The sequence below is a fragment of the Clostridium cylindrosporum DSM 605 genome, from assembly GCF_001047375.1.
Classification (GTDB): Bacteria; Bacillota; Clostridia; order Clostridiales; family Caloramatoraceae; genus Clostridium_AB; species Clostridium_AB cylindrosporum.
The window spans coordinates 309,217-333,506 of record NZ_LFVU01000028.1; the positions used below are offsets into that span (position 1 = coordinate 309,217).

Consider the following 24,290-nt stretch of genomic DNA (forward strand, 5'->3'; position numbering starts at 1 on the left):
AATAGCATATGGCTATTTCTTTGTTGATTCTCTCTCAATCATTTGAACGTCTAGAATATATATTTTTTCTATAAGATTTTCCTTATCAATCTGCTTAATAATTAAGTCTACAGCAACTTCACCTAACTTAGAAATTGGCTGTTTAATAGTTGTCAAAGCTGGACTAATTTTTTCACTATAGTATATATTATCAAATCCAATAACTTGAATGTCCTCTGGTATAAGGAGTTTTCTCTTATAACACTTATTAATTAATTGAATAGCGATGTCATCATTCCATGCAAAAATTACATCATATTGACTTAGATCCTTTTCCATGACTAACTCGTCTTCACTACTTATTAATTCAACAACATCAAACTCAAATCCGCTTTCATGTAGCTTTGATTTAAAACCTCTATAACGCTCCATTGCTGATGGAGAACTATCAGGGCCTTTTACATGTAAAATTTTTCGAAGGTTTTGTTTTATTATAAGTTCAGCTGCAAGGGTTCCACCTTTAAAATTATCAGATGTAAGGTAAATGATTTCTTCAGATATCTGATTTTCCAATGAAACAATAGGAATTTCAAGCTTTTTATATTCTTCGGGACACCTAGTATCTACAACAATGATCCCGTCAACTCGATTACAAAGAAGCATATTAAGAATATTTTTCTCATTTTCCTCATCGTACATTGTATTACATAATACAATGTTATATCCTTCCTGCCTAGCACGCCTTTCAACTCCCTTTGAAAGTTCTGGGAAGAAAGGGTTTAAAATGTTTGGAATAATTAATCCAATCATCTTAGACTTCTTAGTAAAAATCGCTCTAGCTAAAGAATTTGGTCTATATGAAAGTTCCTCCATTGCTTCTTGAATTCTTTCTCCGACTTCTTTACTTACATACCCGTCGTTATTAATATATCTAGAAACCGTTGCAATACCTACTCCTACTTTTTTTGCAACGTCTCTCATATTGGCCATTTAAACACCTCTTATGAAACATATTTCAGCAACTTTATTTTAACGTATAGGCTATTTATTGTCTAGATTTTTTAGAAGTAGCGCCCTTTCCTTATTATGGAATTAACTCTACTATAAATCTAAGTTTACAAAAGATTAAACCACCTTCTGTACATATAGAGGAAAAAGTTACACAAAACTCACTTTGCAATTATGTATTATAACATAATTATTAAATAGACTATAATAATAAGATAAATTGTAACTTTTACGGATAAAAGTTTAGCACATATAGGATAGATGTGCAAGTAGTATATTATATTTATACTAAAGTATATAAGAAATTTAACTTCTAACATTCTTGTTTTTTCCATTATACATAAAAATACCTTATAGGGTAGACTTTTTATTGTATAATCTATAAGGTATATTTTATATTATATCCATGGCCTCATCAATCGCTAATTTAATGCACAAAAAGGGACTAAGCAAACTCAATACTACTCTTGCTTAATCCCGGCTAAACTCCTTATTTAGAGCCATTTTCAGTTCTTTAATCCTCGTAATGTTTTTTCTTTAAAACAATGATACCAAATAAATCTCCAAATTCATTTTGAAAGCTCAATTCCTTTTGTTCAAAATGAGAGTCTATGTATTCCTTGAATTTTCTATTCTTTTTCTTGTTCTTATTTAGTAGAAAGCCAGTAGAAGTTTCTGCATACCATGAAACATATCCAAATAAATAGTAAATACAAAATGAAAGAAAACTCTTTTTTGAATTATCTATAATAATGAGCCCATCATCCTTCAACACACTATAGAACTTCTTGAAAAGTATCCTTTGATCAATATCACTTCTAAGTGAATACCACAAACTTCCCTTTACGTCGAAGATTACATCTGCTTTTGTTTCTCCTACTTCTAACAGGTACTCTCCTATTTTCAAGGCCTCTTTTCCATGGAAAATTCGTAGATTTTCGTCGTTAATTTCTTTTGCAGCATGGTTTTCAATTTCATCTATGTCCGCAATTACAAATTTTATTGAAATGCCCTTTTGTTTTAGATAATCGTATAGGAACTTTTCATAAACTCCTTTATTTGCTGCTGGGCTCACAAAGGTTAGTCCTGATTTTTTAGGGACAAAGTTTTCTTGTTCGATGGCTCTATACATATGTACAAACCAATCGTTTCCTAAAAACCTTCGTGTCGTATCATACCACTTCTCCAATTGAAAATTCTTTTTAGAATTTGGATTTACCTGATTTCTTCTAAAAAGTAACCTTTCACCGATACTAAATCTTCCTAACAAAAAAATATATAATAATGATATGGGGAACAGAATAATCAACAAGGAATTAAATATTAGTAACTTATTCACAGCAATATTCTGCATTACAACTTCTGACATAGGATTTGATGCCACTAAATAAGGTAATACTTCCAACAAACAATTACGAACATAAAGCGGATAAAAAAGCGAAAAAAGTATTGCAATAGCAAATATAAATAAACGTAAATACCTAGCTCGATTCATAGTAACCCTTCTCCTTCTCTTTTCTTTATTTTAGGGTGCTCACCTTTGTGGGTCTACAATATTATACTAACACCCTAATAAGTTGAGTTCATCATAGATTTCTTCATCCCTCAAAACTGCTACACCCTATTATAAATTATAATAGAAATATCATCCATACATTTAATACATACAAAGAATTTTTGACGGTTACCCAATAACTATTAAACTGAATACAGCAATCTAAAAATATAGCCTTATCGCAACCCTTAAAATTTAACGCAAACCTCATTAGTTCTGTGTATTTGTTAGACCCTCTAAAGCAAAAATTCCCTCAAACCACAAGTTTGAGGGAACATAGAACACACTCCAATATTTATTTAAAAACCTTCAAAGCCTTTTATACCAACCTATTTCTTCTCTATTCTAACAACTGTCTCCACGTGGGCTGTCATTGGGAACATATCTACTGGTTGTACTTCCTTAACTTCATATCCCATATCCCTAAGAATCTTTAAGTCCCTAGCTAGGGTTGCACAGTCACAGGACACATATACTATTCTTCTAGGCTCAGCCTTTGCTATAGCTTCAAGTAGTTTTTCATCGCATCCCTTTCTAGGTGGGTCTACTACTACTACCTCTGCCTTTACTCCCTCTTTTATCATCTTAGGGATCACCTTTTCCGCTTCACCTACGAAGAACTCTGCATTATCTATTCCATTTACATTAGCATTTTCATTTGCATTTTCTATAGCTTCAGGTACTATCTCAACTCCATATACCTTTTTAGCCTTTTTTGCTAGGAATAGTGATATTGTTCCTGTTCCACAGTATGCATCGAATACTGTTTCCTCCCCAGTAAGTCCCGCATATTCTAGCGCCTTTCCGTATAACACCTCTGTTTGTACAGGATTCACTTGGAAGAATGATAATGGTGATATTGAGAACTTTAAGTCCCCTATATAATCCTCTATAGTCTCTTTTCCCCATAGAGTTTTGCACTTTTTGCCTAGTACTACATTTGTCTTCTTGGGGTTTACGTTTTGAATTATACTTTTCACCTCAGGTAGACTTTCTCTAATCTCACTAATTAGTTTATCTGCACCTTTAAGTCCTACTTCCTTAGTTACAAGCACCACCATAGCTTCACCTGTTTTGAAACCGAATCTTACCATTATATTTCTTAAGTTACCGCTATCTGTTTCTTCATTATATACAGATATATTATTTTCCTTTACCCACTTTCGAACTATATATGATACTTTGTCAGCTACTATATGCTGAATATCACATACTTCCATGTCTATTATCCTATGACTTCTTGGTGCATAGAAGCCTATCTTTACCTCTTCTGCTTCCTTGCCTACTGGTAGTATTACTTTATTTCTATATCTATAGGGATTATCCATTCCAAGTGTTTCATTTACATGAACATCCTCTATTTTTCCTATTCTCTTTAATGCATCTTCTACCTTTTGTCTTTTTATCTCTAGCTGCTTTTCATAGCTTATGTGCTGCATATTGCATCCACCACAGTACTTATAAATACTGCATTTAGGCTCTATTCTAGCTTCAGATGGAGTTACTACTTCTTCTATTTTCCCAACTGCATAGTTTTTCGTAAGTTTAATTATTTTAACATTTACTGTTTCCCCGATTATTGCTCCCTTAACGAACACAGTAAAACCTTCTATCTTACCTACTCCTTCACCATCTGCTCCCATTCCAGTTATGTCTAATGTATATTCTAATCCCTTTTCTATTGGTACCATTTTCTCATCATCCTTTAAGTTTAATATCTTAGTAATTGTATCAGAAATCAAATAAATTTAAAACATATAGATGAACTAACTTCTTTATATGCTTGTACTATTAAAACTAGAAAATAGGACTACCGCAAAAACGGCAGTCCTATATTTATTATCTACATTCTGTAACGTCGTCTCTTGAAGAAACCTTTGTAGATGTGTATATAAGTATAAGTGCACCTATACCTACAAGGATATATACAATCCTAGATAATAGAGTATTATCACCAAATAGGAAACTTACTAGGTTAAAGTTAAATAGTCCTATAAGACCCCAGTTAAGACCGCCGATTATAGTAAGTATAATACCAGTCCAATCAAGTCCATTTAGTCTCATTAAAATCACTCCTTATTAAGATATTTGTAATTAATATCCCACAAACCTTAGAGTTTTATACTTAAATTTTAGTGTTACTAAATATTAGGATAAAAAAAAGCACACCTACTTAAATGATGTGCGTAAAGAATCAGTTACCCTCTTTTTCTGTTAACTTATGGATATTATGATTATTTGCTATAAGTAACAAATTTATTCATTGGGTTCTTTTATTTTACCATATAAATTTGTTTTTTTGTTTAATTTATTTTACGAATATGTAAATTTTAAAATAAAAAAATCAACAATATTCGTGTATTTATCAAAACTTTTGGCGAATTACATTACATTTGCTTTTCCGCTGTATACTAAACCATTAATTGTATCTATAGTAATCAGTGAACCTGTTTTAATTATATCTGTAGAACCCTTTGCACCTACTATTATAGGAATGTTCATACTTATACATTCTATAGCTATATGGGAAGTTAGTCCTCCATTTTCAAGTATAACTCCTCCTGCTCTATCTAATACAAAGTGCATTGCTTTTTTGCTTAGTGTTTTTGCAACTAATATATCCCCTGTATTTAGGTTATTTTCTATTTCACCTTCATTTTTCACAACACAAGCATAACCATATGTAGATGAACCCATACCTGATCCATTAGCTAGTATATCACCAACTACATGTATTCTCATCATATTTGTTGTTCCTGTATAACCTACAGGTACTCCTGCTGCAAAAACTATAAGATCTCCTTTCTTTAGAAGTTCACGATTTAAGCTCTCTTCTATTGAAGAATCTAGTAGTTCATCTACTGAGTCAGATTCAGGAACTATTATAGGTATAACTCCAGAAACAAGTGAAAGCTGTCTTGCTACCTTATCATATGGAGTAGTAGCTATTATTGGACATTTGGGTCTATATTTAGATATCATTTTTGCAGTATGCCCTGATTGTGTAGCTGCAATAATTGCTGCAGCACCAAGCTCACCTGATGCAGTAGCACAGCCAAAGCTTATGGCGTTTGTTGTGTTTGCTACTGCCTTTTTCTTTCTTACTTGGTGAACTTCATCGTATTTAAGTGCAGTTTCTGCCTTTTCAGCTATGGTTCTCATAGTAATAAATGATTCAAGTGGATACTTACCATTTGCAGTTTCCCCACTTAGCATTATTGCATCTGTTCCATCGAATATAGCATTAGCAATGTCACTTGCCTCTGCCCTTGTTGGTCTTGGATTTCTAATCATAGAATCAAGCATCTGAGTAGCTGTTATAACGAATTTTCCTTCAAAGTTGCACTTTTCTATAATCATTTTTTGAACAAGAGGAACTTCCTCTGGAGGTATTCCAACCCCAAGGTCTCCTCTTGCTATCATTATTCCATCTGAAAGCTTAATAATCTCATCTATATTCTTAACCGCTTCTCTATTCTCTATCTTTGATATTAAAGAGATGTTTGTGCCTGAGTTTCTCTCTAGTACCTTTCTGATTTCAAGTATGTCAGATGCTTTTCTGATAAATGATGCAGCTATAAAATCCACATCATTTTCGATACCAAACTTAATATCTTCTTCATCTCTTTCCGTAAGTGCTGGAAGATTTATCTTAACATCGGGAATACTAACTCCCTTATTATTACTAAGGGTTCCAGAGTTATTTATTTTGCACTCTATGTCCTGATCATTTATAGCTTCAACAGTTAGCCCTACTAAACCATCATCTATAAGAACAGTATCACCTACAGAAATATCTTTATGAAGATCCTTATAGCTTACACTACATATTTTATTCGTACCTTCTACATCTCTTGTAGTTAAAGTGAACTTATCACCCTTTGTAATCTGTACCTTATCTTCTTTAAATTTTCCGGTTCTTATTTCAGGTCCCTTAGTATCAAGAAGTATTGCAACTTGTTTTCCTAGTTCCCCTCTTACCTTCTTTATAGTATCTATTTTTTTCTGATGATTTTCATGACTTCCGTGTGAAAAATTAAGTCTTGCAGTATTCATTCCATTACTTATAAGACTTGCTAACATACCTTGGTCTTCACTTGTAGGACCTATAGTACATATTATCTTGGTTTTTCTCATATAATCACTCCTTAGATAGAAAGATTATTTGCTAGATGATATAAATCTTTATCTACCGTTTTTTTGATACTTAGAGCTTCATTCATATCTATGTCTATTATTTTGCTGTCCTTAATACCTATTACTCTTTGACTTTTGCCTTCTACTAACACTTCTACTGCGGTAGCACCAAACTTAGTAGCAATAAGCCTATCAAATGCGCTAGGCATTCCTCCTCTTTGAATATGTCCTGGAACAGTTGCCCTTGCCTGAACTCCTGTACACTTTTCTATTCTTTCTGCTATGTCTTGAGCTTTTCCTGCTCCCTCAGCTACAACAACTATGTAATGAAGTTTTCCAAGTACCTTTGTTTCTATTATGCTTCTACATAGGGAATCAAATTCAAAATTCATCTCTGGAATAATTACACATTCTGCTCCTCCTGCAATTCCTGCATGAAGAGCTATATCTCCACATCTTCTTCCCATAACTTCGATTATACTAACTCTTTCATGTGATGCAGATGTGTCACGTAGCTTATTAATAACCTCTACTACTGTATTAATTGCAGTATCAAATCCTATAGTAAAGTCGGTATAAGCTATATCATTATCTATTGTACAAGGAATACCAATTGTTTTAATTCCATGCTCATTAGATAGTAATTGCGCCCCACTAAAAGAACCATCACCACCAAGTACTATAAGACCCTCTATTCCGAATATTCTAAGCATATTTGCTGCTTTTTCTCTTCCCTCAGGAGTTCTAAACTCTTCACTTCTTGCTGTTTTAAGAACTGTTCCTCCACGTTGAATTATATCTGAAACTGAGTCACGGCCCATCTCAAAAATTTCTCCATTAATTAGACCATTATACCCTCTTTGTATTCCCATAACCTTAATTCCCTTAGCTAATGCAACACGAGTTATAGCTCTAATCGCTGCATTCATTCCAGGAGCATCTCCGCCACTTGTTAAAATTCCTATGGTATTCATAACTATTTCCTCCTTATAATTAAGAAAATTACTACATATATTACCTATACTTTATAAGTTCTATATACCGAATCCTATATATTACATAGAACTTATAATCTCATATGCATCTTCAATATCATCTTCTTCAACAATAATCTCTATCAGTCCATCACTGTTATTACTCTTTAGAACTTGTCGCCTTCTTGCAATTATACCATTATCCTCTAAATTCTCTATTATCTTTTCCGCTTGACTGATATAATGTGCAACGTATATTACTCCCCACATTTATTTACCCTCTTTCCATTCCAATTATATCCATTAATTCTATATTCTAATTCTAAAAAACTTCATGCTAAAAAGCAATAAAAGTTAATATTTATTAACTTTATCAATTAAAGAATAAACAGATTCTTAAATAACAAGGAGTTTTCACTCCCATTTTATTGATAAATATCTTATAATCAGTTGTGGAGGGGATTAATTTTGAAAAGATTATTATTATGCTTAATATATTATTTGTCATTTATCCTATTATTAGTATCCTGTAGCAATAAAATTGATACTAATAATACTGCTACCACTGATATTAAACAGGATTTGCATCCTATTATAAATGAAAAAGGTAGTACAACACAAGAAAGATTTAACACTCCTGTAGGATATAGGAGAACTAAGGTAGAAGATGGATCCTTTCAGGAATACCTTAGAAATTTCCCACTTAAACCAAATAAAACGGAAGTTAAATATTTTGATGGAAGAGTGAAGAAAAATTATAATGTTTATGAAGCAGTTATGAACATAGATGTTGGAGATAAAGACCTTCAACAATGTGCAGATGCTGTAATGAGACTTCGTGCAGAATATCTTTATAATAAGAAAATGTATGAAGATATTCACTTTAATTTTGTTAGTGGATTCAATGCTAAGTACTCTAAGTGGATGGAGGGTTATAGAATATCTATGATTGGTGATAATGCCTCATGGATAAAAAAGACTAATCCATCTACGGACTATAAGAGCTTTAGAAAATACCTAGATATAGTTTTTTCATATGCCGGTACAGCTTCACTACATAAGGAGCTAAAAACTGTAAAACTTAATGATATGAAGATAGGTGATATCCTTATCCAAACTGGTAACCCCTATGGCCATGCTGTAATAGTAGTAGATATGGCAGAAAACAATAAAGGAGAAAAGGTTTTTATGTTAGCACAAAGTTATATGCCTGCCCAGGACATTCAAATCCTTTGTAATAGAAATAATAAAAAATTAAGTCCTTGGTATAAACTTGACTCAAATGAATTTATATCTACTCCTCAATGGAAATTTACTAGAAATGATTTAAAAAGGTTTTAAAAAATCGCTTTATATGAATAATTCATATAAAGCGATTTTTCGTAAATTGATGTTTTCTTATTATGTCTAATTGGTTACTTATTATTAATATCTTTTTCTTTTACACTAAAGCTAGCAAAATTTTTGTTTTCATTCTCATTATATTCTTTTTGAATCTTATCTCTTAGATCATTTACTTCTTTTTCTTCTATTTTTCTGTCACCTATAATTTCTAGTCTTATTAAGTATTCTTTTCTAATTTTAAAACTTTCAAAGATACATAACCCCATACTTATCAAAACTATAATTACAAAAATGTCCCCTACTATACCATCTGTAATCTTAGTTGGTAATGAGCCTATGATAAACATGGATACCCAGAATGTTATCAAATGAATTATTCCATGTTTTTTCCACTTATTAACCCTAGCTTTTCTTCCTGCTATATATAACCCTAATCCATAAAATAAAAATGTAAAACAAAATAATATCCAATATGAATTTTTCAGTTCCCACATTGGGCCTTTTTTAGTTATCCCCATTACATATCCACCTTTCACTTATATATATCTTCCTATTAAGAATCTTCTACTACCGCAGTAATCCATTTCTATATTTTAATAAGGCTAGTGATAATATATTCATATCACTAGCCTTAAAGATTAATTTATTTATATATTTACTTTGAATCTATCCTTTTCATAAGGGACAGCTTTAACATTATCTTCACCTAGTTCTATATTAAGTTCATTTAGAAGTTCACCTGTTATGTTTACTTTCAAATCATCCTTAGCCTTAAGTGGTGTTTTCTTTCCTGTTTCTTTATTCTCCACAACAATTGTAACTGAACTTAGTCCTTTATACTTTCTAAGTATTGGTTTTATATTGTCTTTTGTTGTTTTCCAGCTAGTCTCATCTACCCTTACAAATAGCTTTCCGTGAATAGCCTCAGGTGATATAGGTGACACATCATCTATTAGTATCTTTGCTGCTTCTTCCTCTCTAACTGCAAGCTTTCCACTAACCAGAACTATATTATCTTCAAATACATATCTAGATATTTTTTGGTAAACCTTAGGGAATACAACCCCTTCAATTGTACCATACTTGTCCTCTAGTTGGATAAATGCCATAATATCATTTTTTCTAGTTGTCTTAATGTTCACACCTGATATGATTGCTCCAAGAGATATACTAGTTCCATCTTTTAGCTTAGTTTCAAATTCTTCATCATCACCTGTTACATGAATAATGTCTGAAACCTTAGCACTTGCATAGTAGTCTACTACTTCTTGACATTCATCAATTGGATGTCCACTAATATATAGTCCTGTCATTTCCTTCTCCATAGATAAAATGTCTCTTTTGCTAAATTCTCTAGCTTCCCTAAATTCATCTCTGTATAGATCCTCTTCACTTTGACCTGACTGCACAGCAAAAAGTGATATTTGTCCTTCTATATTATTCTTTCTATCATTTACAGAGCCTTCAATAACTCTTTCATAAACCTCAAGTAATGTAGAGCGTGATGATTTAAATGAATCAAAGGCACCTGCCTTAATCATACTTTCTACTGCCCTTTTGTTAATATGAGTAAAGTCAGCTTTTCTACAAAAATGAGTAAATGATATAAAGTTACCTATCTTCTCTCTGGTTTCTATGATAGATTCTATTGCATTTTTGCCTACATTTTTCACCGCTGCAAGTCCAAATCTTATCTTGTCTCCTGAAACTGAGAAATTAACATAACTTTCATTAACATCAGGTGGAAGAACTTCTATACCCATTTTCCTACAAGCATCAATATAAAAGGCAACTTTTTCGTTGCTTCCCATAACACTTGTTAGTAGGGCACTAAAATATTCCACAGGATAGTACCTTCTAAGGTATGCTGTTTGATAACCAACTACCGCATAGGCAGCTGCATGGGATTTATTGACATTTAGTTTATGTAGGGTTCTTTATCCCTACTCTTTATATTTCTATAAAGTATCGGACTATATCATTACCCATAGATATGGGTACAGGGCACTCGTGGAAAAATTTATTGATAGGCTTCTCATTTTTCTAGTCTCTGAACCTTCTTCCATACTTTTATGCCATTTTGGAAGCTTGGCTGCGGATTAACCAATTCTTAGAATTTTTACTACCATCAGAATTACCCTTTGCCCTTATTTTATTACTAAAATAAGTTAGTATCTAAGACTCTAAGGTCTTCCCCGCAATTCACCCTGTTTACTTTATGAATTACTTCATAAAGGCACTCTTTATTTCTAGCCATAGTTTAAACGAATGCATAACTTGCAAAATCCATCATTAAATCAAACAGCTTATTAGCAACATCTTCAGATACACCACGTCTTATAGCACCTTCTATTATGATGTTGCCACTTTCATCTTCTAATCCATAAATAAAGTTTTTTCTTTCCTCTTCCATTACATCATGCTTTTTCTTAGACATTGCACGACGTACAAGGTCAGATCTCCCTAGTGAATACCCACCTATATCTCTAACTATTTGCATTACCTGTTCTTGGTAAACCATTACTATTTTTTTAAAATTATACATAATTGCATCTATTCCAACATCTTACACTTATGTTATTTTTAAAGTGTTCAATTAGGTTCGTTACTCCTAACCAGTTCTCAGACTACTTAATCATGAACTTCTTATGCTTTCACATAAGTACAGACTATATCACCATCCATACTGGATGCTCCCCATTTCCCTAGACTTCTAGGTACTCTCTTTCGAGATAGTCGTTGAAGGTTCTCCTATTCGGAGCTTCCCTGCTGATTATCCATTGTTTTAGCACTTAGGATTTAACCCTATGCAATCCTAACTATTTTTTCTACTTTCGTAACCATCACACTCAACTTTATTTCATGATCATGTTGTGGTTAGTTAGGCTTTAGGAACTTCCAGCAATTAAAGGAGTTTTGGATGAATTTAATTCATCCTTCTGTACTCTTTATGAATACAGGGAGCTTTTGTATTAACAAAAATACACTTAATTAAATTGTGACTTAATATATTTTTGACAACTATTTAGTTGCTCCATAGGTAACTTCTAATATAGGCTTTAGTTTTTCATCTAGATATTCAACTTTATCTGGATTATTCTTATTCTTAATATAGGTTGGAATTTCATCCATAGGGCCTGGTCTATAAAGTGATATTCCCGCGATTACGTCTTCTAGTGAGTCTGGCTTTAGTTCTTTCATGAAGCTTGTCATACCTCTAGATTCTAGCTGGAATATCCCTTCAGTTTGCCCTTGACTTATCATCTCATATACGCTTTTATCTTCATAGTCTATATTATCAAGATCAATGTCTATTCCCTTACTTTTCTTAATAAGATCTACTGCATCCCTTAGAACTGTTAATGTTCTAAGACCAAGGAAGTCCATCTTAAGAAGACCTAACTCCTCTAGAGTTCCCATTGGAAACTGAGTTACTATTGTGTTATCATTTTTAGCAACTGGAACATGATCTGTTAAATCTTCTTTAGATATAACTACACCTGCAGCGTGGGTAGATGAATGTCTAGGAAGTCCCTCTAGAGATTTTGATATATCTATTAAGGTTCTTACTCTTTCATTTATTTCATATTCCTCTTTAAGCTCTTTATTAGCACTTAGCGCCTTATCTATTGTCATATATAGCTCAGTTGGAATCATCTTTGCTATTTTATCCACCTCTGCGTATGAATAATTTAGTGCACGTCCAACATCTCTTATAGCAGCCTTTGCTGCCATAGTTCCAAAGGTAACAATTTGCGCTACTCTTTCAGATCCATATTTCTCAACTACATAATCGATTACTTCTTGACGTCTTTCATAACAAAAGTCAGAATCAATATCTGGCATGGAAATTCTTTCTGGATTTAAGAACATTTGTTATTATCCATAGGCTCTTTATCCTATGTTCTGGAGGTTTCCCTCATTTTCATCAGTTAGTTAATTCTAACTCAGATTGGACTATATCATCTCAACAAACAATTAGTCTATTGAGCTGGGCACTCGTGGAGGAAGTTATTGTTTGGCTACTCATCCCTCTAGTCTCTGAACCTTTCTAGTAACTTTATGCCATTCCCAGACTTGGCTGCTGATTAGCATACTTATTTTAAGCTTAGCTTTCCAGCAATTCACCCAGTTTAACGAGCGCATCTTAATTCACGCTCAAATATTAGATTATATTTGATAGGGTCTATTTTCGTTATACCAAGTGTATAAGCAACAATAGATCCCGCACCTGACCCTCTTCCAGGGCCTGTTACTATGCCTTTTTCGTTTGCAAATCTTATGAAATCCCATACAATTAAGAAATAATCAACATACCCCATTTGTTCAATTACTGATAATTCATAGTTAAGTCTTTCTTCTTCTACCTCAGTAACATCTTCATATAGTCTATGAAGTCCTTCTCTACATAAATGTCTCAGATATTCATCTGAAGTGAAGCCTTCAGGTGTATCGAACTTAGGTAAATGTGTTACATTAAAGTCAAATTCAACATTGCACATATCTGCGATCTTCTGTGTGTTTTCGATTGCTTCACTTGCTTCTGGAAATAAACTTCTCATTTCCTCCTCTGACTTTAGGTAGAATTCATTACTTTCAAATTCTAACCTATCAGGGTCATCTATAGTCTTTCCTGTCTGGATACACACAAGTATTTCATGTGCCTTTGAATCATCCTTTTCTATATAGTGAACATCATTAGTTGCAACTAATGGGATTCCTGTTTCCTGAGATAGCTTTATAAGTATTTTATTTACCTTTTTCTGCTCCTCCATACCATGGTCTTGAAGTTCTAGATAAAAGTTCCCTTTGCCGAAGATTTCTTCATATAGCAGAGCCTTTTTCTTAGCCTCTTCATAATTATCTTTCAGAAGATGCTGCTGAACCTCTCCTCCAAGGCAAGCACTTAGGGCTATAATATCCTTAGAGTATTTTCTTAGATTCTCATAATCTATTCTTGGCTTATAGTAGAAACCATCAACATATGCCATTGAATCTATTTTCATTAGATTCTTATATCCTTCGTTATTTTTAGCAAGAAGTATTAGATGATAGTTCGCGGCATCCTGCTTACCCTCTTTTAAGGTTAACTCCCTTGGTGCCACATATATCTCACATCCAAGTACAGGCTTAATTCCTTCTTTTTTACACGCTTTATAAAAATCTATAATCCCAAACATAACTCCATGGTCAGTTAATGCTAGTGAATTCATCCCAAGTTCCTTCGCCTTTTTTGGAAGAACTTTAACCCTTGATGATCCATCTAGTAGACTGTATTCACTATGAACATGAAGATGTACAAAACTCATAGCATCACCTACTTTCCTAGCATCTTAGTTACTAAGTATGCTTTTCCTATAAGTTCATTATCCTTTGTTAGAGAAATTTCAACCTTGGCACTATTTCTTCCAAGGTCTATTATTTCTGCCTGTGCCTCAATGTAAACATCCATTTCTAGTGGTTTTATGAAAATAACGTTAAATGCTTCAACCACTATATTATAGATTTTGTGTGCCTTAAGTGCTGATATTCCCGTAATAGAGATTATAAAATTAAGTATGCTCCAGCTTGCAACCCCAAGTTTATTAAGCATCTCTGGTAGTATCTTTCCTCTATATATTATCCCCTTATCTATCTTCTCTTTTTCAAAGCTTCTAGTTAATAAGTCCTCTATGGTTTGGTTGGTGGTAGCCCTAGTTCCTATACTTCTTAGGGCCTTTTCTATGTCCTTCTTTAAAAGTATACCTACCATTCTCCTTCCCTCTAAAACAGGAAGTCTATCTAAGTCATCCTTTAGTATCAGATGTCCAGCATAGGAAACTGAAGTTTTCGTATTAACACATATTAGATTCTTATCTATGTATGAAGTTACTAAATCCTCATCACTTTTAAATTTATCCTGTTCATAGACAACAGAACCTACAAGCTTTCCTTTTTCATCAATTATATAAAAATACCTTTCACCTGTAATTGAACTTGCTTTTTTAAGCTCTCCAACTCTCGATGTGTTATCAAGAAATAAAAAGTTAGTCTTCATTATATCCTCAGCAAGTATAATGTCACTTTTTATTTGTCTTTGACTTATAGCATTATTTATTAGTGTTGCTGTTGTAAATGTATCATACTGACATGATATAATTGGAAGCTGCTTTCGATCTGCAAGTCTTTTTACATAATCAGAACAACCAAATCCCCCAGTAATTAGAACAGCACACTGATTTTCAAGTGCAAGCTTATGACTTTCATCCCTATTTCCCGCTATTAAAAGGTCATTGGGGCCTAGGTATCTGCCCATTGCGTCAATTGTCATGGCACCTATTACAAAGTTATTAATAGACTTATATAATCCTGCCTTACCACCTAAAACATTTCCCATAACAATATTTACTACCTCATTACATGTTAGGTTTTCTAAACTTCTTTTATCTATTCTCTCTACCCTAACCGTTCCAACTCTTGGTATAGTAGTTACTATTCCAAGCTTCTCTGCATCCTTTATAGCTTTATAAGCTGTTCCTTCACTAACCCCAATTTCTTCAGCTACACTTCTAACTGATATTCTATTTCCTTCTTTTAGTCCCCTAATATAATCTATTACTTCTTGATGCTTAGACATCGACTCCCCCCTTTACGCTAGCATTACATTTAATTATAACAAAAAAAGCAGGTTCAATGCACCTGCTTAATCCCTTAGTTCCTCTGCAATTTTTTCTATTTTACGTAGTCTATGGTTTACACCTGACTTTCCTATAGGTGGCTTTAGCATCTCTCCCATTTCCTTAAGTGAAATATCTGGGTAGTTTATCCTAAGTTCTGCCACCTCTCGTAGACTTGGTGATAATTTTCTAAGTCCACACTTTTCTTTAATGAACTTAATTGATTCAATTTGCCTAACCGCTGCATCAACAGTTTTATTAAGGTTTGCTGTTTCACAGTTAACTAATCTATTAACGTTATTTCTAACTTCTTTATATATCCTAACATTTTCAAGCTCTAGTAAAGCTGTATGCGCTCCTATAACACTTAAAATGTCTATTATCTGATTTCCTTCCTTAAGGTATACAACAAAACTATTCTTTCTTTGTATTACCTTAGCATTTGGGCTAAATGAATTAATAAGCTTCATTAAGTCCTCAGCCTGCTCAAGTGAGCTTGATACAAACTCCATATGATAGGTTTTTTCAGGATTACTAATTGACCCCCCTCCAAGGAATGCTCCCCTTAAATATGCCATTTTGCAGCATTGACCCTTTAGTATGCTTGGACTGATTTTACTAATAAACCCTAGGGCACCTTCCTTACTTTCCTTAATAATCCCTGTTTTAATTAATATATCCTTTGCTCCGATTTCAGGAGTAATTGAAAGTATATAAACATTATTCTTTTTAAGGGAGTTGTTTTTCTTTACCATTATTTCTGTATGCTTACCAAATATATTTTTGATAAGGGTAAATCCACGTCTAGCTATTGCAGGGTTTTCTGTTGATATTTTAAACCCAATACCAGCTTTACTCCCTATGTGTATGGTCCCGCTCATTTTCATTATTCCTGAAAGTTCCGCTATTTGACAACACTCTTCCTGAAGTGGTAGCCTACAAAGCTCATTTTTTGCTACTTGTGAAAATGACACTAATTCTCCTCCCTTCTCTTTTCCTTTATTCTCTCTGCTAAATAATAATAATCTAAAAGCCTTTTTCTACTTTTAGGAAGCGTATGCTTTAAAATAAGTTCCATAATAACCTTAGATAACTTTTCTGTACTATGTCTAACGAATCCCTTAGTAAGATCTACAAGGTTATCATTAACAACCATAATATGTCTTGGTATATTTTCTCTATCTATTTCTACTTTTTCTTGACCATCATCTTTATATTTTGCAAAATGACTTTCTGGTACAAAACCATCATTTGCAACAACAATATTTATAATCCCTTTTCCACATGCTTTTTCAATCGCATCTATATGATGAGATAATTTAAAGCCTGTGGTTTCACCTGGCTGTGTCATAATATTAGATACATATACTTTCATCGCAGTAGACTCTTTAACTTCATTTGATATTTCATCTATAATAAGATTTGGAAGTATACTGGTGTATAAGCTTCCAGGCCCAATAATAATACAATCCGCATCTCTTATTGCAAAAAGTGCGTCTTCAAGGGCCTTTGGCTGACTTGGCTCTAAAAATATATTATCTATTTTCAAGTTCTTTTCTATACATTCTTCAGGAATTCTTGATTCTCCTTTAACTATACTACCATCTGATAGTTTTGCATGAAGCATTACATCCTCAAGTGTAACTGGATATACTCTCCCCTTAACTGCTAATACATCACTCATTTTCTTAATAGCATCTTCAAAATTAACAGATATACCGTTCATTGCAGCTATAAAAAGGTTACCAAAGTTTTGACCCTTAAGGTCTCCTTCACTAAACCTATACTGCATAAGTTCCTCCATAAGAGGTTCTGTATGAGCAAGTGCAACTAAACAGTTTCTAATATCCCCAGGTGGTAGCATTCCAAGGGATTGCCTTAGCATTCCACTACCTCCACCGTCATCTGCAACAGTTACTATTGCGGTTATATTAGATGTATATTCCTTAAGTCCTCTGAGCATAGTAGAAAGTCCTGTTCCCCCACCTATAGCAACTACTCTAGGCCCTCTTAGAAGAGCTCTTTGTTCATAGAAAATATCCTTTATACTTTGCTTCCTTTTTCCATATGCTGCATCAGCTACAAGAGTTAACATACTTGTAATACCATATCTTACAGATACATACATCATAACTATACCAAGGAAGGTAATATAAAGATAAAGTAAAAATGCTCTATCAAAAACAGGTGATCTATCTAGTACCTTGGCAATGCCTAGAGCGAAAACGGTGATTCCTACAACACCCATGAGAATCCATCTTTTTATTCTCATACCAGGCTTTAACCAATCCCAAAACAACATTATCTAACACCCCTTGATACGTCATGTGTTATATCCCTATGAATAACCTCTGAAGAATGGCCTTTCTTTAAAAAATCATTTATAGCATTAGCAATTACAACTGACCTGTGTCTTCCCCCTGTACAGCCTATGCCAATTACAAGTTGCGTTTTGCCTTCTTCAATATAGTATGGTATTAGAAAATCAAGCATATCTGTAACCTTATTTATAAATTCACGTGTTACATCATAGGATGTTACATAATCCATAATGCTTTTATCATTTCCTGAAAGACTTCTTAATTCCTCAATATAATAAGGGTTAGGAAGAAATCTTACATCGAAGATAAGGTCTGCATCTATTGGTACTCCATATTTAAATCCGAATGACATTACATTAATTATAAATCCATTTTCTCTCTCATAATGACCATATATACTTTTTATTTTATCCTTTAAGTTCTTAGTTGAAAAACTTGTAGTGTCAATTACATGGTGTGCTCTTCTTCTAACTTCAGCAAGCCTTTCTCTTTCTTCTTGAATGCCAGTAACTATTCTACCTTTCTTAGATAGAGGGTGACTTCTTCTACTTTCCTTAAATCTCTTAACTAAGGTCTCGTCTGATGCATCTAAGAAAAGTATCTCATACTTATATCCCATTTTATTTAAGTCTTGAAGTCCATTAAATAGCTCATCAAAGAATTTTCCACCTCTAACATCAATAACTATAGCTATTTTTTCCACGCTATCATTAACCTTATATGAAAGTTCTGCGAACTTTGGTATAAGTGATGGTGGTATATTTTCTATACAAAAATAGTTAAGGTCTTCTAAGCACCTTATAGCTTGGGTTTTTCCCGCTCCTGATAGTCCTGTAACTATTACAAATCTCATACTATCTTCTCCTTAAGTTTATTCTTCTACATTAACGATTCTATCTATTGGTATACCCGCTTCAATAGCTATATTAATAGCTCTGTCTACATTGCCTACATCTGAAGGTTTATGTGCGTCACTATTAATAATGAAGTTAGCCCCTTCATTTAAAGCAATTTTAGCATCATCTACAGTTAAATGCCCATGTCCTGCATTTATCTCTAAAAATGTTCCATATTTTTTTGCTGCATTTGCAATAGGAGAAATGCATACTGGAGTTTTATCCCCTGGATGAGTTAAAATATCTATCTTATATCTTTCAATAGAATTTACTACAGCTCTTGTTACATTAATAATGTTGGAATTTTTTAGTCCTTTTAGCAACTTGCCTATTCTAGGTCTTATAAAAAGTGCATGGTTATCTAATATTGTTTTCCCAAAGGCTCCGTAGTGGAATCCTACTAGGAGTTTATCGAGAAGTTTTAAATCCTCATTACTTACGTCTATATCTCCATCAAGACTAATAATATTAGCCTCAACTCCAAGCATTATATTAATATCTTTGTATTTCTTTTGAAGTCTATCTATTTCCTTTCTCATAATAGGAAGATTAGATGACTTAACCCCAAAGAGAAAATGTCCTGGTCCATGATCTGAAATTACAATTTCTCTTAACCCCTTAGATATAGCCACTTTAACATTATCTTCTATAGTTCCCTTTCCATGGCTATATATAGTATGGGTATGATAATCTCCAAATATCCTCATTCGTCTTCCTCCATATATACAGTATTGTACCTATACTATATTATCATAATGGACTAAAGTTTTCAGTTTAATAAAATTAAAAAGATATAAGGATAAACCCTATATCTTTAGTTGTTAATCTTCTCCTATTATCTTTACCTCTGTTTCAAGTAATATTCCATATTCTTCATTGATCTTTTCCTGAACCTTACTTATAAGTGCAATAACATCATTTGCAGAAGCATTGTCATAATTAATAACAAATCCTGCATGCTTCTCAGAAACCTTTGCTCCACCTATACCAAACCCCTTAAGACCAGCATCTTCTATAAGTTTGCCTGCAAAATGTCCAGGTGGTCTTTTAAATGTACTTCCTGCACTAGGATAATTAAGTGGCTGCTTGTCTCTTCTTCTACCATTAAAATCATCCATTAAAGCTTTTATCTCTTCTTTTTCACCATCTTCAAGTGAAAATGTAGCTTCTAGCACAATGTAATTATTTCTTTGTATAACACTTGATCTATATGAAAGATCTAATTCATCCTTAGTAAGTTCAATAATATCCCCATCAAGTGTTACTACCTTAGCACTTTCAATTATGTCTTTGATTTCTCCACCATATGCTCCTGCGTTCATAGTGATCGCACCACCTACTGTTCCTGGAATTCCAGATGCAAACTCCATTCCCTTAAGGCAATTCTTTAGGGCAAAATTCGCCGTCATGGCAAGTGTAGCCCCAGACTCTACTGTTATCTTCTTATTGTCAAGTGATATGTTCTTAAGAGAAGTTAATTGAATTATAATTCCCTTAAATCCACCATCTTTAACTATTAAATTTGATCCATTTCCAAGAATGAAAAATGGAACTTTAAACTCTCTACACAGCTTTATTAAAACTACTACCTCATCCTTAGTTGTTGGTGAGATTAGCGCGCTGCAAGGTCCCCCAAGTTTAAATGATGTATGATGCTTTAATGGTTCTTCATACTTAACAATATCTTTATTTAAACGCTTTTCTAGTTCAACTTTAAATTCATTAATGTTCATAAATCCCTCTCCCTACTATTACTTACGTAACACATAGAAAATTGTAATCATATACTATAAAATGCAATTAATATATATTTTGACACTATCTTTTCTATATATCTAAAATTTTAGCCTTGTTTAAAATCATACAAACAATTATACCAAAACTTATTTATATAATAAAGAACAGAAAGATTAAAATTTAATTTGAAAAATAATTAACTACAACTTCAGCTGCTGGTCTATTCATACCATTTACAGATAATATCTCTTCTAAACTCGCCTTCTTTATATTTTCAATACTTCCAAAGTGAGCTAGAAGTGCTTTTTTTCTTTTATCTCCGATTCCCTTTATATTATCAAGTTCTGATGTAGTTAAGGATTTACTTCTTAAACTTCTATGATATGTTATTGCTACTCTATGGACTTCATCTTGGATTCTAGTTATAAGCTTAAATGCATTTGAATCCTTTAGTATATCTATTTCGCATCCATCATATATAAGTCCCCTAGTTCTGTGTCTTGAATCCTTAACCATTCCTGAAACAGGAATATTAATTCCAAGTTTTTTCAAAACATCAAGTGCTATGTTTACTTGTCCTGTTCCACCATCCATAAGGATTAAATCTGGAAATCTACTAAACCTTCCACCTTTTTCTCCGCTTCTTATCTCACTTAATCCTCTTTCAAACCTTCTTGTTAAAATTTCTCTAATACTTCCATAGTCATCAGGACCTACAACAGTTTTTATTTTGAATCTTCTATAGTCCTTTGAAGATGGCTTACCATCTTCGAATACTACCATAGAACCTACTGGATCCGTCCCCTGTATATTTGATATGTCATAGGACTCAATTCTTCTTGGAAGGTTCTCAAGTGACAATATAGCTTGAATCTCTTCAATTGCGCCTATTGTGCTTTGTTTTTCCTTTATTATCCTGTATTTTACTTGGTCAAGATATGCCTCAGCATTTTTTCTTGCCATCTCTAATATTTCACTTTTATCTCCTCTTTTAGGAATTTTAATTTTAACCTTATTCCCCTTTTTACTACTTAAAAAAGATTCTATAATATTAACCTCTGATATCTCATCTTGAAGTAAAATTTCACGAGGGATATATTCTCTATTAGAATAGAACTGTGTAATAAAGCTATATAATAATGTGCTTTCCTCCTCTATATCCTCAAAGTAAAAGTTTTCTCTCCCTAAAAGTTTACCTCCCCTAACGAAAAACACCTCAATACAGGCATTATTATCCCTTCTAGAAAATGCTATAACATCTTCATCCTCAAGAGCTGATGAGATTATCTTTTGCTTCTCTCTTATTTTCTTAATAGACATAATCTCATCTCTTATCTCCATTGCCTTTTCAAAATCAAGAATAGATGATGCTCTTTTCATTTCTTCCTCTAGGGAATTTAATAATATATTATCCTTTCCAGATAGGAAATATAAAACTTCCTCTATCATCTTCATATATTCTTCTCTAGTAACTTTTCCTGTGCAAGGCGCTATGCATCTATCTATATGAAAGTTAAGGCAAGGTCTTCCTTGCACTTGTCCAAATGCAACTGCTCTTTTACAGTTTCTAAGTTTGAAATGCTTTTCTATTATTAAAAGAGTTTCCTTGACTGCAGATACATCTGTGTATGGTCCAAAGTACTTAGAACCATCTTTTTGATACCTTCTAGTCATTAAAACTTTTGGATATTCTTCCTTTGTAGTTACCTTTATATATGGATAATGCTTATCATCCTTTAGTAGTATGTTGTATTTAGGCTTGTGTTTCTTTATTAAATTACACTCAAGTATAAGAGCCTCAAGCTCTGAATCGGTTAGTATATATTCAAACTCTGCAATATTTCTCACCATTGCAACAACCTTAGGTGGGTGATTCTTATTAGATCTAAAGTATTGTCTCACTCTGTTCTTTAAAGACACTGCTTTACCTATATAAATAATTTCCCCTTCTTCGTCCTTCATAATATATACCCCTGGACTAGAGGGAAGTCCCTTTAACGCTTCTTCTAAATCAAACATAACTCACCTCAAAATTAACTAGTTCATATTTATTACCATCATAGGTATTTTAAAAGTTAGATATATAATCCCTAGGGCAATTATTATACCTTCTATAAGGTTTCCAACCCCAGAACCTACCTTAAATGTTGCAGGCATTTTAAATTTCTTCTTGTTAAATGGATAAAAAAGTGGAACACCTCTATTTGTAAACATATCCCCTAAAAGATGGCTTCCATATCCCGCTATCAGAGAAACTATAATCCTTTTCCTCTCTAGAGCATCAATACCTTGACTTCCATATCCAACAATATAAACAATAGCTATAAATCCAATAAGGGAATGGGTTATACCCTCCCTATGGGAAGATACCCCTATCATTATAAGTACAGTTCCTAAACCATATAAATATGGTTTTGAAAAATAAAGATAATTCATCCCGATAATAGTAGCTCCAAGACCAAGGTAAATAGCTAACTTAACCGTCTTATTCCTAACTGGAAGCAAGTATTTATTAAAAACTCCCTTAGGATGGTCAGCATCCGGAAGTATAGATGCAAATATACATATAAGTATCGATAATGGAGTTATACCTATCCCCTGCTTATCCATTATAACCACAGCTGTTAAAAGTCCTACACCAATGTGGGTTTTACCTGTCATTTGTATTTCTCCTTTGCAAGGCTTATTTATCATTGCTTAAATAAACTATATATTAATACGAATAGTTTACCATAAAAAGCTTTAAAAAGGTGAACAATAGTTCTAATTTTTTTATGTGAGGTTTGTGTGATTCAAGCAGTGGTATTAATAGCTAAAACGACGAGACGTCGAAGAGAGCTTCTTATCTATAAAAATACCCCTAGGCTTAGCAAAGCAGCCTGTTTGAGCTGAAAGCGAGTTTGCGCTTTGCTTAGTCTAGGGGTATTTTTGTAGATAAGAATGTCTTCTTGAAGATCTCATCGTTTTCGGTAGATACATCGCTACTTGCATAACCTCACTCTTACTAGAGAAGTTAATATTTTATCGCCTTAGTTGGACATACACTAGCGCATTTCCCACATTGTATACAATCAGGATGACTTAGAAGATCTCCCTTATATTCATATGGAACTATTCCAAGTGAGCATTTCTTCTCACATACTTTACATGATACACAACTTGATGATACATGAAGTACCTTATCACTTTTTCTAAATCTTGATACAAAGGATGCTATACTTCCCATTGGGCAAAAATTACACCATACCCTGTGGTTATAGAAAAAGGATAAAACTATTGCTATTACAGTAGTTATAAAAATTATTCTATAAAAAACCATTCCGATTCCATATAGGTCTCCCCAATTTCTAATAACTCCTAGAGTAAATACTGTAAACATTACAATCATTACTAGAATTCTAAAAAAGTTAGATTTTAAAAACTTAGGTGTTTTTCTTTTATTGCTAAATTTATATAGGATATTATCATAAAAGTTTCCTCTAGGACAGAGATTTCCACACCAGAATCTACCTTTAAATAAAGACACTACTATAGGAGCAATCATACAAACAACTGCCACTAATGCAAATCTTAAATCTACTAAACCAACAAACATAAAAGCTATTAATAGTGTAAATGAATACTTCTTCCATATCTTCAAAAACTTATCCATAAAAATCCCCTCCATAATTATTTAATCTTGT

General features: G+C 33.0%; 20 protein-coding genes and 2 pseudogenes. 1 reads left to right on the forward strand and 21 read right to left on the reverse strand.

Features of this window, described 5'->3' with window-relative positions; genetic code table 11:
- Positions 1-12 precede the first annotated feature (12 nt).
- The 7 genes from CLCY_RS12305 to CLCY_RS12335 form a co-directional block, all read right to left on the reverse strand.
- Complete coding sequence (locus tag CLCY_RS12305) at positions 13-969, reverse strand: LacI family DNA-binding transcriptional regulator (RefSeq protein ID WP_048571442.1); 957 nt, start codon at positions 967-969, stop codon at positions 13-15.
- Positions 970-1,501: 532 nt separating this feature from the next.
- Entirely contained in the window at positions 1,502-2,062 is a 561-nt protein-coding gene (locus CLCY_RS13655) for a hypothetical protein (RefSeq protein ID WP_161797129.1), read from the reverse strand.
- A gap of 809 nt (positions 2,063-2,871) precedes the next feature.
- Entirely contained in the window at positions 2,872-4,233 is a 1,362-nt protein-coding gene (gene rlmD / locus CLCY_RS12315) for a 23S rRNA (uracil(1939)-C(5))-methyltransferase RlmD (protein ID WP_048571444.1), read from the reverse strand.
- Positions 4,234-4,381: 148 nt separating this feature from the next.
- The gene (locus CLCY_RS12320; RefSeq protein ID WP_048571445.1) at positions 4,382-4,606 is read right to left on the reverse strand and encodes a DUF378 domain-containing protein; all 225 of its coding nucleotides are present in this window, start codon (positions 4,604-4,606) and stop codon (positions 4,382-4,384) included.
- A gap of 318 nt (positions 4,607-4,924) precedes the next feature.
- Positions 4,925-6,679, reverse strand: coding sequence for a pyruvate kinase (pyk, locus tag CLCY_RS12325; RefSeq protein ID WP_048571446.1), 1,755 nt, complete (start codon positions 6,677-6,679; stop codon positions 4,925-4,927).
- 11 nt (positions 6,680-6,690) lie between these two features.
- Positions 6,691-7,653, reverse strand: a complete 963-nt coding sequence (gene pfkA, locus CLCY_RS12330) for a 6-phosphofructokinase (RefSeq protein ID WP_048571447.1) — start codon at positions 7,651-7,653, stop codon at positions 6,691-6,693.
- A gap of 81 nt (positions 7,654-7,734) precedes the next feature.
- Positions 7,735-7,923, reverse strand: a complete 189-nt coding sequence (locus tag CLCY_RS12335; protein WP_048571448.1) for a hypothetical protein — start codon at positions 7,921-7,923, stop codon at positions 7,735-7,737.
- A 198-nt stretch (positions 7,924-8,121) separates the two neighbouring features.
- On the opposite strand from CLCY_RS12335, the gene CLCY_RS12340 reads away from it, so the two are divergent.
- Positions 8,122-8,994 (forward strand): DUF4846 domain-containing protein, encoded by an 873-nt coding sequence (locus CLCY_RS12340; RefSeq protein ID WP_082141818.1) that lies wholly within the window; start codon positions 8,122-8,124, stop codon positions 8,992-8,994.
- Positions 8,995-9,068: 74 nt separating this feature from the next.
- On the opposite strand, the gene CLCY_RS12345 is transcribed toward CLCY_RS12340, so the two are convergent.
- The 14 genes and pseudogenes from CLCY_RS12345 to CLCY_RS12410 form a co-directional block, all read right to left on the reverse strand.
- Complete coding sequence (locus tag CLCY_RS12345; RefSeq protein ID WP_048571449.1) at positions 9,069-9,515, reverse strand: hypothetical protein; 447 nt, start codon at positions 9,513-9,515, stop codon at positions 9,069-9,071.
- Positions 9,516-9,644: 129 nt separating this feature from the next.
- Entirely contained in the window at positions 9,645-10,841 is a 1,197-nt protein-coding gene (locus tag CLCY_RS12350) for a helix-hairpin-helix domain-containing protein (protein ID WP_048571450.1), read from the reverse strand.
- 416 nt (positions 10,842-11,257) lie between these two features.
- Complete coding sequence (locus CLCY_RS12355) at positions 11,258-11,491, reverse strand: hypothetical protein (protein WP_423230500.1); 234 nt, start codon at positions 11,489-11,491, stop codon at positions 11,258-11,260.
- A gap of 539 nt (positions 11,492-12,030) precedes the next feature.
- Positions 12,031-12,873: pseudogene (gene dnaE / locus CLCY_RS12360) on the reverse strand (DNA polymerase III subunit alpha); the annotation flags it as partial.
- Positions 12,874-13,145: 272 nt separating this feature from the next.
- Positions 13,146-14,306 (reverse strand): annotated as a pseudogene (dnaE, locus tag CLCY_RS12365) (DNA polymerase III subunit alpha); the annotation flags it as partial.
- Positions 14,307-14,314: 8 nt separating this feature from the next.
- Positions 14,315-15,613: a DRTGG domain-containing protein gene (locus tag CLCY_RS12370; protein ID WP_048571452.1), complete on the reverse strand. Its 1,299-nt coding sequence runs from the start codon at positions 15,611-15,613 to the stop codon at positions 14,315-14,317.
- A gap of 66 nt (positions 15,614-15,679) precedes the next feature.
- Entirely contained in the window at positions 15,680-16,627 is a 948-nt protein-coding gene (gene whiA, locus CLCY_RS12375) for a DNA-binding protein WhiA (RefSeq protein WP_048571453.1), read from the reverse strand.
- A complete protein-coding gene (locus tag CLCY_RS12380) occupies positions 16,627-17,955 on the reverse strand; it encodes a gluconeogenesis factor YvcK family protein (RefSeq protein ID WP_048571454.1) in 1,329 nt (442 codons plus the stop codon). Before CLCY_RS12380 ends, whiA begins: the two co-directional genes overlap by 1 nt.
- Positions 17,955-18,827, reverse strand: coding sequence for an RNase adapter RapZ (rapZ, locus tag CLCY_RS12385; RefSeq protein WP_048571455.1), 873 nt, complete (start codon positions 18,825-18,827; stop codon positions 17,955-17,957). Before rapZ ends, CLCY_RS12380 begins: the two co-directional genes overlap by 1 nt.
- 18 nt (positions 18,828-18,845) lie before the next feature.
- Positions 18,846-19,577, reverse strand: coding sequence for a PHP domain-containing protein (locus tag CLCY_RS12390; RefSeq protein ID WP_048571456.1), 732 nt, complete (start codon positions 19,575-19,577; stop codon positions 18,846-18,848).
- Between the two features lie 114 nt (positions 19,578-19,691).
- Positions 19,692-20,603 (reverse strand): UDP-N-acetylmuramate dehydrogenase, encoded by a 912-nt coding sequence (murB, locus tag CLCY_RS12395; RefSeq protein ID WP_048571457.1) that lies wholly within the window; start codon positions 20,601-20,603, stop codon positions 19,692-19,694.
- Between the two features lie 184 nt (positions 20,604-20,787).
- Positions 20,788-22,626, reverse strand: a complete 1,839-nt coding sequence (gene uvrC / locus CLCY_RS12400) for an excinuclease ABC subunit UvrC (protein ID WP_048571458.1) — start codon at positions 22,624-22,626, stop codon at positions 20,788-20,790.
- An 18-nt stretch (positions 22,627-22,644) separates the two neighbouring features.
- Positions 22,645-23,268: a metal-dependent hydrolase gene (locus CLCY_RS12405; protein ID WP_048571459.1), complete on the reverse strand. Its 624-nt coding sequence runs from the start codon at positions 23,266-23,268 to the stop codon at positions 22,645-22,647.
- Positions 23,269-23,620: 352 nt separating this feature from the next.
- The gene (locus tag CLCY_RS12410; protein WP_048571460.1) at positions 23,621-24,259 is read right to left on the reverse strand and encodes a 4Fe-4S binding protein; all 639 of its coding nucleotides are present in this window, start codon (positions 24,257-24,259) and stop codon (positions 23,621-23,623) included.
- Positions 24,260-24,290: the final 31 nt, after the last annotated feature.